The organism is Cryobacterium suzukii, assembly GCF_004403185.1.
In the GTDB taxonomy this organism is placed as follows: Bacteria; Actinomycetota; Actinomycetes; order Actinomycetales; family Microbacteriaceae; genus Cryobacterium; species Cryobacterium suzukii.
The window spans coordinates 155,807-173,405 of sequence record NZ_SOHJ01000007.1; the positions used below are offsets into that span (position 1 = coordinate 155,807).

Here is a 17,599-nt window from a genome sequence, read left to right on the forward strand (position 1 = left end):
AATTCGGCTCCGGCGTCAGCCAAACCTCACTTCGTCATCGTGAACGTCCGCTTACAAATTTTTGACGTACTTGTTGAGGCTGTAGGAGCCAGCGGGACAGAGACGAGCGCACGTATCAATTGGCACTCGGAGCAAGAGCGTCTTGCAGGCGAGCGACGCGAGACCATTGGAATGGATTGTTGTACGTCTGCTATTCCGACGAGTATTGATCGTGTGGGCTCAATCTTTTGGGCGCAGCACGCCTATCTGGTCGATGGCTGGCACCGGCGGTCCCAGCCGCGGCTTGCCGGGTCCGGTGTCACCTGCTCCGACGCGGTTGCTGCGTTCGGTCAAGCTGACGAGGGCGAGGTGGCGGTCGGCGCTCCAGCAGATCAGTCGACCCTTCTGGTCCTTGTTGCGCCCCAGGATGCCCGCGTCGGCGAGCTGTACCAGCGCGCGATGTGCCGCTGCCGTGGACACTCTGTGCCGTGCAGCAACAGTTTCGATGGTTAGCACGGGCTCGCTGGCCAGAGTGTCCAGAATGCGCAAGATCACAGCATCACTGCGCGGAGCGGCCGGCGAGATCTCGTGCTGTCTGCGGTAGTGGCTGAGTTCCTCGCGGACCGTCAGGTCAAGTGCCTCGATGTCGACAGACAAACGCACTGCGTTTGCGGCAGCCAGCTCAGCCGCGTGGGCAAAGCCAATGATCCACTCGTCCAGTCGAGAGGGCTGTGCCCGGAAGGCCGTCAATCCCTCGAGGTACGCATCCTTGTTGCCCGCAAACACCGTGCTAATCGGGATCAGCACGTTCCGCAGCGCATCCGTTCGACGGAGGATCGTGTGGATGAGTGCACGTCCGGTGCGACCGTTACCGTCGATGAACGGGTGGATAGTTTCGAACTGGGCATGAGCGATCGCTGCCCGCACTATGGGATTGCCCGCTGTTGCGCTCACGAATAGGCACAGATCATCGACCAGGCGCGGTACCTCGGTCTCTGGCGGAGGTACGAAGTCTGCACGGAGCGGGCTCCAGCCGGGCCCGCCCACCCAGATTTGCTCAGTTCTCAGCCCGAGCTTGAGCGCGGGCTCGATGATGTGCTGCAGGCGCTCGATATCGGCCGTGGTGACAGCGCGATCGCGATCAGCAAGCTGCGCGATCGCCGCCTCAGTAGCGCGCACGTTCGCAAGGACGTCCACCGCAACGCGCGTTCCCTGCTGAAGGAGCTCGGCGATAGCGAGCTTCTTGGGGGTGACGCTGTTTCCTTCGATCCACGACGACGAGATGCTCTCGGAACGAATCAACAGGTGATTGAGGTAGCCCCCGCGGGCGCCGATGCGCTCGTCTGCACGCGCGAGCACCGCCAGGGCGTCTTCCGCAGCCTGCTGCGCTTCCCGGCCGAGTTGCGACACCGGGGTGCCAAGCGCGTCGGGAACGTACGCTTGATAGCGCCCCGGTGCCCTGTCCTGACGGCCGAGGTGCGCAGCGTCTTCCGGGTTCCAAAGCAGGTCAACGTAGTGGGGCATGAGTCACTTCTAACGTCAATGACTGAGTGAGTATATTTACTTTATCAGTAATAAAGGTGATTCAGCCCGCTGGCGCTTCCGCTTGTGCGTTTTGCAGATGGACGTCGGCGAGTACGCGAGGCAAGTCCTGCCTCTACGTGAAACGCCTCGACGCCGTCGACCTCGACCTCGTCGAACGGCTATTTCAGGAGGCCTGGACGGCGCTGCACCCCGAATAACTCCGCCCGCCGACCCGTTGGCCGAGTCCTTACGGCGCTTCAACAGCCACACGGAAGATCAGTTCCGTGCCGCTCGCTGTGAGGTCGACGGATATCGTGGCCGATACGTGCGCGCCAATGGCATCCGCCGGGCCAATCCGCGCGGAGTACCGATCCCCCTGCGTCGTGCGCTGGTCCACCACAAGATCCGACTCGAGTTGAGCGAGGTCTGCCTCCGTCCAGCCGAAGTTCGGGCCCAGCCGTTCAAGTAGTGCGAAGGCCTCTCCGTACTCGCCGTTTCCCGCGTACGTGGCCTCGACGGCAACGGTGTGATCGTTCTCCGACCAGACCGTGAAAGAGTCCACGGCGTCCAGGATGAATGCCCCCTCTGGCCCCAATACGCGGATCTCCAGGGGACGCAGCGGTGTCGTCACGGTTTCACCGCTGGCCGGAAGTCCGAGGTCAGAGGGTGGTGTCGCATCCGGTCGAAGTTGCATCTTGACGACACCCGATCGAGTGAAGTAATCGACGCCAGGTTTCGTGAAGGTCGACATGCCGTCGGTTGCCGTTTGGTCTGCGCTGGGGGCGGTGACCGGTACGGCCCACCACGACCCGTTGACTCTGGCGGTGATGAACCCGACACCACAAATAATGACGACCAGGAGGGCTGCGGGTATCCACGCACGACGTGCCCGCTTTCTAGCGAGCGCGGCAACGGATGTCCCGCCGGACACCGAATCGCCGAGTTTCACTGGGAACTCACGGCGATGAGGCACTGCGTCAGGGCGCCTCTCGGGGCCGCGATGCTCCGAATACACACGCACAGACTCACGATCGACCCCCGTCGGTTAGCGCCAGAGTATCAGGCGTGGCCGGGTTCGTGATCCGGCGTCGGGCCGGGACGGACGGGTGCTGCCCCCACTGGGATTTGAAACCAAACGTGGCCCCAATCAGGGCCCGGCGGCCGCCCAACTTCCGCGTAAAATCAACGATCCGTGATCACCATGCGAGGCTCACAATCACGCACTTCTGCCGCGTTTGTGGGCAAAATGTGGGCAAGCCGATGGATGATGGATCGGCTGAGTGAGGTCCGGGCGGACGGAGGTTCGCCCGCCGGCCCACCCGTGAGGCGTGTCCCGCCGGGCGAAACGCCGGCTTCGTGTGACCTCGGATGATGGCGCACACGACGTGTCGACATAGGCGAGCGCCAAGACTCTCCCTAGGACCAATCCGCAGCGCACGCACTACCGTTGCCGTGGACCATAAGGGGCGATCGACGGTGCGGACAGGTGTGAAGCCAATCGCGAGGGGCGCCCGAGCTGATTTACCCGCACGGGGAACCCCCTGCGCGACGGATCCGCGGCCAATCGGGCCGATTGCCGAGCGCCCAGATTCTGGTTCAGTGGGGGGACCGTAGCTGGTCGCCCGGCTGGAGCGCCGTGCCGGCTGCGCACCCGAGCTCTCCGGGCTGAAGCAGAATCTTGGGCACCTGCAACACCTGCACGCCGTCGACGTCTCGTTTCACGAGCAGGCAGTCGTCCCCATCGCCCATCGCGAAGCCGATGTCGCCGTCGACTACCGTCGCCTCGGGATCGAATGCGACCTCACGCTCACCGGTCGGCTGCGGCATCCGCTTGACGATCTCGGCGACTATGTCGTCAGCAGATGCCGCGGACGGCGCGTTTGTCAGCACCTCGACGACGAGAGCCTCCGCTCCGTCGGGAACAACGTCAACCAAGCGGGTGTCGACCGGAGGGGGGATGCGCTGTGCGTCCGGCGGGCAAACGATGTCGTGGGCGACCGCTGTGTCGTCGCTCCATTCGCCGGGCTCCTCGGTCGCGACGCCCCAGAAATCGAACTGCGACTCAAAGCAAGCGACGTGCGGCCCTTCGTTCGGGATGGGCTGTATCGTCGCACGAAACTGCAGCGCTCCAACTAGTTCGCCGTGGATCGCGCCGGGATATGGTTCGTAGCCGATCAACTCGACTACGGTCGATTTCTCGGTGTCGGTGTCCGCCAAGCGGGCATAGTCATCGATCACGTCCGTCCCCTCACGGTAGAGACCCCGAGAGACGTCAGCGACTGCCTTGCGCGCCGACACTTGTGACACCGCGTCCGACGCCGGGACTGCTCCCGCGCAACCAGTGAGCGTGCCGCACACCGCGAGGGACAACCATGCGACGGGGCTCGGACGGTGTCGGTTCGAAACGGAATGGCGCACGTTGTTGATCAAACCACAAGTCGGCCGGATGTTGTTGCGTGGGGGATCGCCCACATCAGCACGGCGTCAACGCCGAAGGCGAAGTCAAGCGGTGGTAATCATGTCATCGACGGTACCGCGGCTCCCCGCCCGCAAGCCGGACGGTGACCGGGACACCTGTACGCATTTGACACTCTTAAGATGATCCGCGTGGTTCCGGGAGTGCTCGATTCCCGTAAACCCCGGCCGAGAAAATGCCCGGTCAAGCGGGGGCTTAGCGGTACGGTCCAACAGCCTGACTGGGAGGTCTTTCGGCTGCGCGCGCGTATCCACCAACGAGCAGAATCTCCGGCTCAAAGGAATGTCGTCGTCAGTCTCGGCACTACGGCCGAGAGGACGTTCACCAATCAAGACCGCACCGGAACGAAGCGTGCCCGGCCAGGCCTTCGCGAGCGGCTCAAGACACACAGCCAAGCCCACACTGATCGCGACTAAACTAGGGACTTCGGTTTAAGGGGTGCGTGCGTGATCGACCAGGAGCTTGTTCGAGAGCAGGACTATGTTCGGGCGCTGTATGAGCGGCTCGACGCGCTGCAGGAAGAGGCCGAAGGCCAGCTCAAAGCGGTGCGCCGCGTGGACGTCGGCGGTAACCACCAATCCCGCAGCGAACGCGATACCTTCGCTCGCCTCTACGAGGACCGCATCGTGCAATTGCGTGAGGTCGACGACCGACTTGCCTTCGGCCGGCTCGAAACCATGCCAGACGACTCCGGTGACTCGGTCTACCGCTATATCGGCCGGGTGGGTTTGCGTGACGAGGATCACAAGCCGCTGCTTCTCGACTGGCGCGTGCCACAGGCGAGCGCTTTCTACCAGGCCACCGCCGCCACGCCGCTCGGCGCCAGGGCCCGCCGCCACCTGCTCTCCAAGGGGCGCAATATCATCCGCATCGAAGACGAAATTCTCGATGCCGCCCTGCTCGCCGACCCTGAAGCCAGCACTCACCAGGGGGAGGGCGCCCTGCTCGCGGCGCTCACCGCGCAACGCACCGGACACATGTCCGACATCGTCTCAACCATTCAGGCGGAGCAGGACCGCATCATCCGCTCGGAGCTGGCCGGTGTTCTCGTCGTGCAAGGTGGTCCAGGCACCGGCAAGACCGCCGTGGCGCTGCACCGTGCCGCCTACCTGCTGTACACGCACCGAGATCGCCTGCGCGACAGCGGCGTACTCATCATCGGCCCGTCGCGTTCCTTTCTGCAGTACATCGAGGCCGTGCTGCCCTCCCTCGGCGAAACTGGTGTTGTGCTGGCCTCGGTTGGGCAGCTCTTTCCCGGCGTCGAAGCGACCAAAGAGGATGCCCCGGCCGTCGCGGCCCTTAAAGGCCAGGCGTTCATGGCCGACCTCATCGCGCGGGCCGTGCATTCCCGGCAGCGCACCCCTTCGGCCCCGCAGCAGCTGGTGGTGAACGGCGACCGCATCGTGCTGCAGCCCGAGCTCGTCGCCAGTGCGATCGCACGCGCTCGCGGCACCGGTAAGACTCACAACGAGGCCAGGGTCACGTTCGTGAAGACCGCTATCAACGCGCTCTCCCGGGTCTGGCTCGAGCAACTGCAAAGCCAGGGCCGTTCGATGGACGAGACCGACCTGCCCATGCTGCGCGAAGACCTACGTTTGGCCGACGATGTGCGGATCGCGCTCAACAGCGCCTGGCTTCCGCTTACGCCGCAAAAAATGTTGCAAGATCTCTATGCGCGGCCGCAGTGGCTGGAGGAGCTGACTCCGCGCTGGCGCTTCGCCCAGCGCAAGCTGTTGGCGCGGCCGCGGGACGCTGAGTTCACGATCGCCGACATTCCACTCCTCGATGAGGCGGCGGAGCTGCTCGGTGAATATAACGCGGTCGACCAGGCGAAGAAGCGTGCGCTCAAGGAACAGCGAAAGCGCGACGTTGAGAATGCCGAAACGGCCATTGAAAACATGCAGGTGAAGGGCCTGGTCAACGCAAAGGACCTCGCCGCCAGCTTCGCCGAACTCGATGAACGCGCAACGACCAGCGAGCGTGCCGCGCGGGATCGCAGTTGGACGTACGGCCACGTCGTCATTGACGAGGCCCAGGAACTCTCCCCGATGCAGTGGCGGCTGGTGTTGCGGCGTGGTCCGCGTCGGTCGTTCACGATCGTCGGTGACATCGCGCAGGCGGCGAGTGCTGCGGCATCCGCCAGCTGGAAAGAGGCATTGCAGCCGGTGCTTGACGGCTCGCCCGAAGCCGATCGCTGGCGACTCGAAGAATTGACCGTGAACTATCGCACGCCGAGTCAGATCGCTACGGCGGCCGAGACTGTCGCGATGTCGCACCGGTTGCCGATCACGCCGTCCCGTACGGTGCGGTCGAGCGAGTGGCCGGTCGAAACGGTAGCGGATGCCGCGGTCGCGGTGCGCAGCGACCTGGCGCTCGGCGCCGGCGGCACCCTCGCCGTAATCGTCGTCGACGCCGCTCTCGACGACCTTGAATCCACCCTGCGCGCTGAATTCGGCGATCTGCTCGGCGTCGGGGCGCTCGGCCTCAGCCGCGAGATCGCGCTGCTCACGCCGCAGGATGCCAAGGGGCTGGAATTCGATGCGGTCATCGTCGTTGACCCGGCTGCGATTCTCGCGGCCTCCGAGCGTGGCGCCGGCGCGCTCTATGTAGCGATGACCCGGCCCACGCAGCGGCTGTATCTCGTGGGGGACGCGCCGCTCGGTCGCTCATAATCTCGGCGCCACTGACCTGAACACGCGGTCAGGGGCGACGTCGAAGGCGAAGGCGGGCACCGAGTCTTTCAGTCGTCGTGCCGAGCAGCCTTTGGCGATCGTGCATCGTATGTATCTCGCAAAAAATCTCAGATAATTACTGAGATCTTCTCGCCTTTAGGGGCGATTTGGGCTATAATTGTGGATGAAGGAGGCACCGACGCCATGACCCTCACCGCCCCGCCCGCCGCAGCCGGTTCTGTGCCGGAACCCGAGGGTTCCCGGGTTGCGGTCATTGGTCAGGCCGGTGCATTGCTGGGCTCCGTTTTGGACGGAACACGGTTTGGTTACCTCGATGATGCTGAGGCCGTCGCGGTGTTGGCGGCGTTGGAAGAGCTGGGTCGCAGGGTTGATGGTGCAAGACTACGAGCCACCACCGACATCGGGGTTCGTGCCGAAACCGACCTGGGCAATGGGTCGCTCGCCTATAGAAACGGATGCCGTACCCGGATCGAATTCATCACCCAGCTCGCTGGTATCTCCGGCCGCGAAGCCAAACGCCGCCTGAAACTGGGCGAGACCGTCGTGGAACGCACGCCGATGGGCCTGCCGGTGCCAGCCCGATACTCGGTCATCGCCGCCGGCCTCAGCAGCGGGGAGCTCGGGGTGGAATCGGCAGAGATCATCGCCACCACGTTGACCGCGCTGCACGGGAAAGTCCTGCAGGACGACCTCGACCATGTTGAACGTGCCCTCGTCGCCACCGCCACCGGCGCGATCACGCCGGAGACCGCTGGACTGCCCGGGGCAGGCGTTCGCTTCGCGCCCGATGTACTGCGCGCCCAGGCCCTGGAGTGGCAGGGCCGGCTCGACCCCGACGGCACCGTCCCCAGTGACGACGTGACGGAGGCCACAAGCACGCTCACGTTTGGGCTGCTGCGCAACGGGCTCTACCCGCTGCGTGCCGACGTCACTCCCGAGCTGCGCGGCATCATGGACACCCTTTTCGACACCTACCTGTCCGCCCGGTCGCGCACGCCTCGGTTCGAACCGACCGAATCCGTTGACGACACCGGTACCGAGCTGGACGGCGTCGACGTTACTGACCCGAACGCCGACACCGAGCGCTTCAGCGCCGACCCGTTCACCGGGGACACCCGCTACGACGGCGACCGCCGCACCGCCGGCGAGAAACGCGCCGACATCCTCCGCTCCGTATTCGAAGCTGCCGCCCGCGATCCGAAAACCCCGACCATGGGCGGCGCCGCCCCCACCGTGATGATTCACGTCAATGCCGCCGACCTCGACCAGGGCCGCGGCGTCGGCTGGATCGACGGCATCGAAGCGCCCGTATCGTTGCGCCGCGTGAAAGAAGCCATCTGCGCCGGCGGCACCCAAAAAATCATCGTTGGCACCAACGGCGACATCCTCCACCTCGCCGACAAAATGCGCTGCTTCAGCCCGAAGCAACGAGCCGCGATCGCCGCCCGCGACGAAGGCTGCATCATCCCCGGCTGCACCACCCCCGCCCGCTGGTGCGAAGTCCACCACATACACCCCCACCACCAGGGCGGACCAACCACCATCACCAACGGCACCCTGTTGTGCTGGTTCCACCACCACACCATCGACACCAGCGGCTGGAACATCCGCATGATCAACGGCAGACCCCAAATACGCGGGCCACTGCTGTGGGACCCGACCCAAACCTGGCGGCCAGCCCACACCCACCGCGCCAACACCCCCAGCCCAGAACCACCCTGGCGCACCTAGCCAAGCCGCGCCACTAATGGGAGCACGAGGCTGGGCATCCGCATCGGCTAGCCTGCAATCATGACATCGGAGTCCCACACCACGCCATTTTCCAGCCTCGACGACTACATCGCGTTGCCCCGCGTGGAAGGTCTCACCCTCTCGCCCGATGGGGCGAGCGTCGTGCTGACCGTCGCCACACTCGCCCGTGATCGCACGACCTACGAGCGGGCACTCTGGTCGGTGAGCGCCGACGGCACCGGTGTTCCGACCCGTCTGACCCGGTCGGCCAAGGGCGAATCGGGGGCGGCTTTCACTGCCGCTGGCGACGTTCTGTTCGTCTCCGGCCGGCCCGACGCTGGTGCAGAAAAAGACACCGAGGCCGCCCAGCTCTGGCTGCTGCCCGCCGCTGGCGGCGAGGCCCGCGCGATCACTCGCCTCGCTGGGGGAGTATCCGGCATCGCCGCAGTAGCCGTGGCCGCCACCTCGTTCGTGATCGCCGCCGACCTGCTGCCGAGCGCCACCGACCTCGAATCGGAAAGCGTGGCACGCAAGGAACGCACCGACAAGAAGGTCGCGGCCATTCTGCACGAGAGCTACCCGGTGCGTTACTGGGACCACGACCTTGGCCCCGCCGAGCCGCACCTGCTCGCGCTCGACCTCGCCGACTTCCACGACACGATCGCCGGCCCCACCAGCGACACCCCAGCGGATGCCCCCGCTCCCTACCCCACCGACCTCCCACGTCCCCGAGACCTCACCCCCACCCCCGGCCGCACCATGGACACCGCCGGCCAGGCCCTGACCCCCGACGGATCAACGCTCATCGTGGCCCGGCGGGTGGCCGAGCAGCGCTCCGGCCGGTACGTTCTGGTCTCGATCGACGTTTCGACGGGCACCCAGACCACGCTTTTCGACGAACCGAAGGTCGACTTCGAGTCACCGGTCGTCAGCCTCGACGGCCGACTGATCGCCTTCGTGAGGTCCGCTGTCAGCACCCCGCAAGGCCCGGCTGACCAGGAAATCTGGGTCGCCGACCTCGACGGCAGCCACCCCCGACGCCTCGCCACCGAATGGGACCGCTGGCCGACGAGCCTGGTCTTCGACGCGCCCACCGAATCCAATCAGGCCCTCATTGTCACCGCCGATCACAACGGCCGCGGACCCATTTTTCGGATACCGCTCGACGGCGGGGCCCCCGAACAGCTCACCACCGATGACTTCAGCTACACGAATGTGTGCGTCGACCCCCAGACCGGCGACCTCGTAGCGTTGCGCTCCTCGTGGATCGCACCGGCGCATCCGGTGCGCATCAGCCGCTCCGGCTCCGTCACCTCGCTGGCTACACCGGCCGCGCTGCCCGACGTTCCCGGCACGATCACCGAGGTCGAGACTCTCGCCGAGGACGGGGCGCGAGTGCGCGCCTGGCTGCTGCTGCCTGATCGAGCCTCGGCGCAGCATCCGGCCCCACTGTTGTTGTGGATCCACGGCGGACCGCTGAACAGCTGGAACGCCTGGAGCTGGCGCTGGAGCCCGCTGCTCGCCGTGGCCCGCGGCTACGCGGTGCTGTTGCCCGACCCCGCGCTGTCTACCGGCTACGGCCTGAATTTCATCGCGCGCGGCTGGAACGCCTGGGGCGCTAAGCCATACACCGACCTGCTCGCGATCACCGACGCCGCCGAAGCCCTCCCCGAAATTGACGAGACACTGACCGCGGCCATGGGCGGATCTTTCGGCGGATACATGGCCAACTGGGTCGCCGGGCACACCGACCGGTTCCGTGCCATCGTCAGCCACGCGAGTCTCTGGTCGCTCGACCAGTTCAATGGAACGACGGACAACTCCGAGTACTGGCAAAGCATCTTTTCGACGCAGGGCATGATCGACAATTCGCCGCACCAGGCCGTGCGTGACATTGCCACGCCCATGCTCGTGATTCACGGCGACCACGACTACCGGGTACCGATCGGCGAGAGCCTGCGGCTGTGGTCGGAACTAGCAGAACACCACGCCAATGCTGACGGCAGCACCCAGCACAAGTTCCTCTTCTTTCCCGATGAGAACCACTGGGTGTTGAAGCCGCAGCACGCCGTCGTCTGGTATCAGACCGTGTTCGCCTTTCTCGACTTACACGTGCACGGCGCCGACTGGAAGCGGCCGCGCCTGCTCGGCTGAGCGGGTCAGGGGCAACCCGCCCAATCGGTTAAAGTGGAGAGCTGGAGAGGAACCAGCTATTGAGTGATATTGCGAGCGAATTGGCGCGGGTACGCGAAGCCTTCGACAAACCCACCCTGCGCCTCCTCGACCGCAAATGGGCGCCGTTCGTGCTCGCCGTGTTCAAGACCTCGTTCAGCCGGGACCGCCGCAGCGTAGCGTGCGAGCTGCTGCACACCCAAGTGGATGCCTACCTCGCCGACCTCCGCAGCACCGGTGTCGACGCCCCCGAAAAGACCGGCCGTGCCCTCTGCGTGCAGTGGATGAACGACCTGTGGCTGTACCGGGAGATCCGCGACGCGGGCGAGGGGAGTGAGGAGCACTACTCACTCACCAGCCACGCGCTCGAAGCACTGCTGCTCGTGGACGGTCTCGCCAGCGATCGGGCGCTGATCAGCGAATCCAGGCTCTCGACGATCGTCGACACCGTGCGCCACCGAGCCACAGAGGCCAACCCCGATCGTGAGGAGCGGGTTCGCCGTCTCGACCAGCAGATCGACGAACTGACCAGCGAGCGCGATCGTCTCGCTCGCGGCGGCGCTATCGAAGCCGCCTCGAACGAGCAGATGCACGAGGGCTACGCAAACCTCATCGACCTCATCCAGCAACTCCCGAGCGACTTCAAACGGGTCGAGGAGTCGGTCGCGGCCATGCACCGGCAGATCGTCAACGACTTTCGCGGCGAGGAACGCCCGATCAGCGAGGTTCTCGACGACTACCTGGCCAAAACGGATGCCCTCATGTCCTCGACCGCTGAGGGTCGCGCCTTCGAGGGCGCGTTCACCCTGCTGCGCAACGACACTCTCATGCAGGGGCTCAAGGCAGATCTGGAGACGATCCTGCTGCATCCGTTCGCCCTCGAACTGAGCCTGAACGAACGTCGCAGCTTCATGAGCACGGTGACGCTACTGCGCAAGGGCATCGACGACGTTCTGACCCAGCGCAAAGGGCTCACGACCACCCTGCGCGAGCACATCGTCAACCACGACGTGGTGAAAGACCGCGAGCTCGAGCATGTCCTGCGCGACATCAACCGCGAACTTGCCGTCTGGATGCAGACCGCCGGGCCCCGCGCCACTGTCACCACCGAGCTCATGCCCGGCACTCTCGAGGTGGAACACCTGCGCGAACGGTTCTACGATCCGGTCGCCCACCTCGGGCCGCCCGCGCTGGCCGACGTGTCCGACGCTGCTCCCACAGCACCGAGCCTCGGCGACCTGCGCTTGCAGGGCGGGCCCTTGCTCGAAGATCTGCGTGACGCCCTGGTGGCGGCTTTCGGGGCGGGGGAGGCGGCATCCGTTGGCAGCGCATTTAACGGGTTCGGTGCGAGCCTGCGGCGTCCGGTCGAGATTCTCGGCCTGCTGCAACTGGCCGCCCAGCTGAGTGCTTCGACCGGCCAGGCCGAGCTGGAGAGCTTCGAAACGATACGACCGGATGGCTCGGTGCGGGTCTTCGACGTGCCGCGCCGCATCTTGACCGACGACGACACGGCGGCCCTGGCCGCCCAGAATTTGGGTTCCCAGCATGATTGACGACTTTTCGGCTGAGGCGACCGCCAACGCCAACGCCATCGACAGCGATCCCCAATCACTCTCCCTGTTCGAGGGCGACGAGGGCGGGTTGAGCGCCTCGCAGCGTCGTACCCTCGTGCTGCTGCTAAAACACCGCTATATCTCGGCGGCCCTGCAGCCCGCCGAATGGCAGACGCTGCTGCAGTCGCAGAGCCTGCTCAAGTCCCGCCTCAACGACGTCTTCCTCGACCTGCACGTCGATCTCCATTACGAGGTCGCCTTCAAGAGACAGGCCCTCGCCGAGGGCGGCGAACGGTTTCCGACGCTGCTGCACGATGTGGCCTACACCCGCGAAGAGACAATTCTGCTCGTGCTGCTGCGCCAGCGCTTTCGCAGTGAACGGGCAAACGGGCAGGAAATCGTACTCGTCGACCGGGACAACCTGGTCGAAAACGTTGCGCACTTTCGCCCGGAATACGCCACCGACCTTTCCGGTGACGCCCGAAAGGCCGCTGCCGCGGTCGATAGCCTCGCCAAGGCACGGGTACTGCTGAAGACCAGCGATCCAGACCGGTTTCGCATTTCTGCGGTGATCGAAGTGCTGTTGTCGGTGGAACGCCTCGGCGAACTGCTCAACTGGCTGCGTCAGGAAAACCGTGACGAAGATACCGAACCGCTCACCGTCTCGCACCTGGAGCCCCTCGTATGAACGATTCCCCGCTGTTCTACATCGACGGCGCCACCGAGGGCACTACCCAGTGGCGGGCTGAATCCATGCAATTGGTCAACTGGGGCGGATTTCACGGCCACCACGCGATCGACTTCAGCGCCGCGGCCACGCTCGTCTCCGGTGCGTCAGGCACCGGCAAGAGCAGCTTGCTCGACGCCTACCTTGCGCTGATGATGCCCTCGGACACCCCGTTCAACGGCGCCTCGAACGACGCCGGCTCCGGCCGAGCCCGAAGCCACGACCAGCGCAACCTGATGACCTACCTGCGTGGCAAGACCGACGCCAACCGGGAAGCGGCAACCGGCGAGTTGACCGACCAGGTGCTGCGCGGCGCGCACGAGGCTACCTGGGGCGCCATCGCCCTGACCTTCATCGACGACAACCAACGCCGGTTCACCGTGCTGCGGGCGTATTTCGTACCGCGTGGCGCCCATAAATTCGCCGACGTCGCCATGAAAATGGCCACGACCGACGGATACCTCGACCTACGCGACCTCGCCTCCTGCGCCGAGAACCGGTTCGACAAGCGCGCCCTCAAGGCCCGCTTCGAGGGCCTCGACGTGTTCGACACCTATGCGGCGTTCGCCCAAACCCTGTACACCCGGCTCGGCATTGGCGCCAACGGCGAGGGCGGCAAGGCCCTGCGCCTGCTCGCCCGCATCCAGGCCGGCCAGCAGGTGAAAACGGTCGACGGACTGTACAAGTCGATGGTGCTCGAAGAGCCTGCGACCTTCGCTGCCGCCGACAAAGCGGTTGACCACTTCGAAGACCTGGAACGTTCCTACGGTGCCATGGTCACCGAAGCGCAGAAGGCCCAGGTGCTCGAACGCCTGCCCGAACTGCACCAGGCTTACGAGGCCGCGACCGCCAAAGCCGAACTGGTCGACACCTTCGGGGTACACCGGGCAGGGGACACCCCCTTCGTGTTGTGGCAGCTGCTCACCGAGCACGCCCTGCTCGAAAACGCTGCCGACACCAACCGGGCAGCCCGCCGCGACAACCAGAGCGCCCTCGTACAGGCCCGTGACGCCGAGACCGCGCTAAAAATCCGGGTTGTCGACTTGCAACAGCAGGAGCGCGACAACGGCGGCGATGTGCTCGAACGGCTGCAGACCGAGCTCGTGCACCTCGGCGACCAGCGCGACAATGTGGCTCGGGAGCACGAAAATTTCGGTCAGCGGGTGCACGTTCTGGCGCCGCCGATCGATTCCGCTGATAGCTTCGCGGCCGCCCAGCAGGAGGCCCAGCGCTTTGCCGCCGGGTTCGCCGCCGCCGAGTCTGCCCTGGAGGCGACCCGCTCGGCACTGCAGCGTGAGGCGTACCCAGTAGAGGAGGGCATCCGCTCACTCAAAAAGGAGCGCGTATTCCTGACCGGGCGCGAAAGCCTGGTGCCACAGTCCCTGCACCAGGCGCGGCTGTTGATCGCCGAAGCGTCGGGAATTCCGGCCGAGGAGCTGCCGTTCGTGGCCGAACTCATCGACATCGCCGCCGGTGAGGAACAGTGGCGGCAGTCCGCCGAGGTGACCCTGTCGTCGGTCGTCAGGGTTCTGCTCGTCGACGAGACCCGCCTCGCGCACCTGAGCGCGGCGATCGACCCGCTACAGCTGCCTCTGCGCATCCACTTCGAGGGTGTGGCGCTGAAGCAGCACCAGACGGTGACCGGCGATGCCCGTTATGTGTCTGGCAAGCTCGACCTGAAGGACTCACCGTTCAGCAACTGGGTGCGGGCGCGCCTTCGGTCGTCAAACCTTGATGCGTTCTGCGTGGCCAACCCGTCCGAGCTGGTTGGTGAGGGTGCACGGGTGACACCGAGCGGGCAGACACGCAACGGTTCCCGTGGCGCCCATGGCTGGAACACTGGCCAGAAGTCGATCATCGGGTTTTCCAGCCGTGCCCGGCTCGATGACATTGCCGTAGAGCTGGCCGCGCAGGGGCTGGCGGCTGACGCGATCGCGGGGCGGGCATCCGCTGTTACCGAGCAACTCGGTGAGCTGCGCGACCACCAGGCCGCTCATCAGTACATTCTCGACACCGACTGGTCCACAATTGACGTTGCGACAGCGGCCGAACGCATTCAGGTCAAGAAATCCGAGCAAGAGCGGATGCTGGCCAGCAGTGATATTCTCCGCGCTCTGAGTGACGAAGGGGCGCGGCTCGCCCTCGAGCTCGATGCTGCCCAGAAACTCAAGCACAGCACCGATCAGGCCGGGGCAGTACTCAATGACGAGCAGGGCAGCATCGTTGACGCCCAGGACGCGGTGAATGATCGACTCGAACAGATCCAACAGAGCGACGCGCTGACCCTGTCGCCCGAACATTCTCTGCACCTTGATGAGCAGTTCGCGCGCGTCACCGACCAGAACGATCTCGAGGCTTTCCCCGGCGGCCTGAAACGCCTGCGTGAGCGGCTGATCAATCAGTCGGCGCAGGATCGTGACAGTGCCGCCCGCGACCGCGCCACCATGATCGGTATCTTCGAGACTTACCAGGCTCGATGGCCCGACCCGAATATCGGTGTAGCCCTCGAATCGGTCACGAGCTACACCGATATTCTCGACGCCATCCGCACACTCGGCCTCTCTGAGCGTCGCCAGGAATGGAAACGCCGTCTCTCAGCGTGGAGCGGGCAGGACCTCGTGCCGCTCACCGGCGCGTTCAACACGGCCATCGAAGAGATCGAAGACCGGTTACGGCCAATCAATGAGATCCTCGCGACCCTGCCTTTCGGCGCAACCCGCGACCGCCTTCAGATTTCGCTGCGGCGACTGCACCGCGACGACGCGACCGCGTTCCGTAAGGAGCTCAAGGCGCTCTCCTCCGGCGCGACGGAAGAATTCACCGACGATCAAACGGAGGACCGCTTCACCCGGCTGCAGCAGTTCATGGCTGTGATTCGGCGCTCTGACGGCACCACCACCTCCCAGCGCGATGTGCTGCTCGATGTGCGCCAGCACGTCGAGATCACGGCCGTTCGCGTGACGCAGGACGGCACCCGCGTCAGCACCTACTCGTCCCTCGGCGGAAAAAGCGGTGGCGAATCGCAGGAGCTCGTGGCTTTCGTCGTCGGCGCAGCCCTGCGCTTTCAGCTCGGCGATGAAAGCCGCACCCGGCCGCGCTTCGCGCCGGTATTTCTCGACGAGGGTTTCGTCAAATCCGACGCTGAGTTCGCCGGCCGAGCCGTCGCCGCGTGGAAGGGTCTCGGCTTTCAACTCATCGTTGGAGCTCCGCTCGACAAGGTCACCGCGCTTGAACCATCCATGCAGCTCGTGCTGTCGATCACTAAGAACACGACCACCGGTTACTCCTACATCACACCGTTGACGTCGCCGCAAGCCGCGGCTTAGCTGACGAACGGATGCCGCGCCTGCTTCAGCGCAGCGTGGGGTAACGCCGATGCACCACCCCGGCGGCGCACCGGGGTGGGCGTAACATGTCTGCGGGTCGGTCGGAGATTCTTCGGGCTCACCGGAGCGAACGCCCGACCGAGGCTTGGGACTGGAGCAGAATCGTGACCAGCGCGCGGCGACTTCACCGCAATCCGAGCTTTCGAAACCCCACCTTCCTCTCTACCTGGCTGCTCTGGCTGGTCGGCGCTCTGGCATTTCCGGTTGCCGGTCTGGCCGGTATCGCGGTGGGTGGCCGGCTCAGTAACCCGGTTTCAGCCCTCATCGGCGGAGCGGTCTGTGGCGTAGTCATCGGCCTCGGCCAGGTGCTGGTTAGCCGAAAACGCCTCAACCCGCTGAGCTGGATTCCCCTGACGGCGATCGGCATGGGTGTGGGGCTACTGCTCGGTTCGACCGTTGTCAACTATCAGACGACCCTGGCCGAACTCGCGCTGATGGGAGCGATCACCGGGCTCGTGCTCGGTGCGGCGCAAGCTGTAGCCCTGCCGCCACGCGCGCGACGACGCTGGCTGTGGGCCCTCGGCATCGCCGCGCTGTGGGCGCTCGGCTGGACCGTGACGACGCTGGTAGGCGTCAACGTCGAGGCGCAGTTCACGAATTTCGGCGCCATCGGAGCGATAACCGTCACGGCGTTGTCCGGACTCCTCCTACATTTTCTGCTGCCGTTTCATCCCCCGTCGGGCGTGTGGTTGCGCTCACACCCCATCACTCCCGCGCAGTAAGGCGCCAAGCGGCCTGCCAGGCGTTAGCTGGAGCCCGCAGTGGGGGCGTTCAGCCGTGCTGCAGGACTTTTTCGAGCACCTCAAGTTGCAGGTCGTCGCGCCTGGGCACGCCGAAACGCGTGTCGGAGTGAAAGGGCTTCTGCACACCCGTTCGCTGGTAGCCGCGTCGCTCGTAGAACGCGATGAGGGAATCCCGCACATCGATGACTGTCATCGTCATCACCGTCGAATCCCACTCCGAGACGGCCAGGCGTTCAGCTTCGGCCAGGATACGCTTGCCGTCACCCTGGCTCTGGCCGGTCGGATGCACGGCGAACATGCCGAAATAGGCCGCATCGCCAACATCCTTCGCGATATGCGCGCACCCGACCAGATCGCCGCCACGAACACCCAGAAGAACGAGGCTGTCAGCCCGATTGAGGTCTTCACGAAGTAAATCGGCGTCGAGACGCTGCCCGTCGATAAGGTCGGCCTCCGAGGTCCAGCCCTGCCGGCTCGCGTCGCCGCGGTAGGCGTTTGTCACCAAGACCAGTAAGGCCGGAACATCATCGGTCGTTGCGCGACGAAAGGTTAGCGTGTCCATTTGACCCACAATATCGGTCGCATGAATGCTCATGGCCCGCCCCGATCTCGAGC

Annotated in this window: 11 protein-coding genes; 7 read left to right on the top strand and 4 right to left on the bottom strand. The window is 65.1% G+C overall.

Annotated elements, in window-relative coordinates; translation table 11 throughout:
- Positions 1–219 precede the first annotated feature (219 nt).
- The 3 genes from E3T39_RS07745 to E3T39_RS07755 all read right to left on the bottom strand — a co-directional run bounded on the left by E3T39_RS07745 (position 220) and on the right by E3T39_RS07755 (position 3,741).
- Positions 220–1,503 (bottom strand): Fic family protein, encoded by a 1,284-nt coding sequence (locus E3T39_RS07745; RefSeq protein WP_134514133.1) that lies wholly within the window; start codon positions 1,501–1,503, stop codon positions 220–222.
- Between the two features lie 247 nt (positions 1,504–1,750).
- Positions 1,751–2,452: a hypothetical protein gene (locus E3T39_RS07750; RefSeq protein ID WP_134514134.1), complete on the bottom strand. Its 702-nt coding sequence runs from the start codon at positions 2,450–2,452 to the stop codon at positions 1,751–1,753.
- Positions 2,453–3,099: 647 nt separating this feature from the next.
- Entirely contained in the window at positions 3,100–3,741 is a 642-nt protein-coding gene (locus E3T39_RS07755) for a hypothetical protein (RefSeq protein WP_134514135.1), read from the bottom strand.
- Between the two features lie 684 nt (positions 3,742–4,425).
- Between E3T39_RS07755 and E3T39_RS07760 the strand changes: the two genes are divergently transcribed.
- The 7 genes from E3T39_RS07760 (at position 4,426) to E3T39_RS07790 (ending at position 16,963) form a co-directional block, all read left to right on the top strand.
- Positions 4,426–6,651 (top strand): HelD family protein, encoded by a 2,226-nt coding sequence (locus E3T39_RS07760; RefSeq protein ID WP_134514136.1) that lies wholly within the window; start codon positions 4,426–4,428, stop codon positions 6,649–6,651.
- A 204-nt stretch (positions 6,652–6,855) separates the two neighbouring features.
- Positions 6,856–8,403: an HNH endonuclease signature motif containing protein gene (locus E3T39_RS07765; protein ID WP_134514137.1), complete on the top strand. Its 1,548-nt coding sequence runs from the start codon at positions 6,856–6,858 to the stop codon at positions 8,401–8,403.
- 60 nt (positions 8,404–8,463) lie between these two features.
- Positions 8,464–10,557 (top strand): S9 family peptidase, encoded by a 2,094-nt coding sequence (locus tag E3T39_RS07770; protein ID WP_134514138.1) that lies wholly within the window; start codon positions 8,464–8,466, stop codon positions 10,555–10,557.
- A gap of 59 nt (positions 10,558–10,616) precedes the next feature.
- On the top strand, positions 10,617–12,128 hold the full coding sequence (locus tag E3T39_RS07775) for a DUF3375 family protein (RefSeq protein WP_166784084.1): 1,512 nt from the start codon (positions 10,617–10,619) through the stop codon (positions 12,126–12,128).
- Positions 12,121–12,816, top strand: a complete 696-nt coding sequence (locus tag E3T39_RS07780; RefSeq protein ID WP_134514140.1) for a DUF4194 domain-containing protein — start codon at positions 12,121–12,123, stop codon at positions 12,814–12,816. The genes E3T39_RS07775 and E3T39_RS07780 overlap by 8 nt, the downstream gene beginning before the upstream one ends.
- Entirely contained in the window at positions 12,813–16,181 is a 3,369-nt protein-coding gene (locus tag E3T39_RS07785) for an ATP-binding protein (protein ID WP_134514141.1), read from the top strand. The genes E3T39_RS07780 and E3T39_RS07785 overlap by 4 nt, the downstream gene beginning before the upstream one ends.
- A gap of 164 nt (positions 16,182–16,345) precedes the next feature.
- Entirely contained in the window at positions 16,346–16,963 is a 618-nt protein-coding gene (locus E3T39_RS07790) for a hypothetical protein (protein WP_134514142.1), read from the top strand.
- Between the two features lie 49 nt (positions 16,964–17,012).
- On the opposite strand, the gene E3T39_RS07795 is transcribed toward E3T39_RS07790, so the two are convergent.
- Positions 17,013–17,546 carry a GNAT family N-acetyltransferase gene (locus tag E3T39_RS07795; protein ID WP_134514143.1) on the bottom strand — a complete coding sequence of 178 codons (534 nt, stop codon included), beginning with the start codon at positions 17,544–17,546 and terminating at the stop codon, positions 17,013–17,015.
- Positions 17,547–17,599 lie beyond the last annotated feature (53 nt).

Bases quoted from the DNA above. Each gene is read 5' to 3' on its own strand.
- E3T39_RS07795 (WP_134514143.1), bottom strand. From the start codon at position 17,546: ATGGACACGCTAACCTTTCGTCGCGCAACGACCGATGATGTTCCGGCC.
- E3T39_RS07745 (WP_134514133.1), bottom strand. From the start codon at position 1,503: ATGCCCCACTACGTTGACCTGCTTTGGAACCCGGAAGACGCTGCGCAC.
- E3T39_RS07765 (WP_134514137.1), top strand. From the start codon at position 6,856: ATGACCCTCACCGCCCCGCCCGCCGCAGCCGGTTCTGTGCCGGAACCC.
- E3T39_RS07770 (WP_134514138.1), top strand. From the start codon at position 8,464: ATGACATCGGAGTCCCACACCACGCCATTTTCCAGCCTCGACGACTAC.
- E3T39_RS07780 (WP_134514140.1), top strand. From the start codon at position 12,121: ATGATTGACGACTTTTCGGCTGAGGCGACCGCCAACGCCAACGCCATC.
- E3T39_RS07785 (WP_134514141.1), top strand. From the start codon at position 12,813: ATGAACGATTCCCCGCTGTTCTACATCGACGGCGCCACCGAGGGCACT.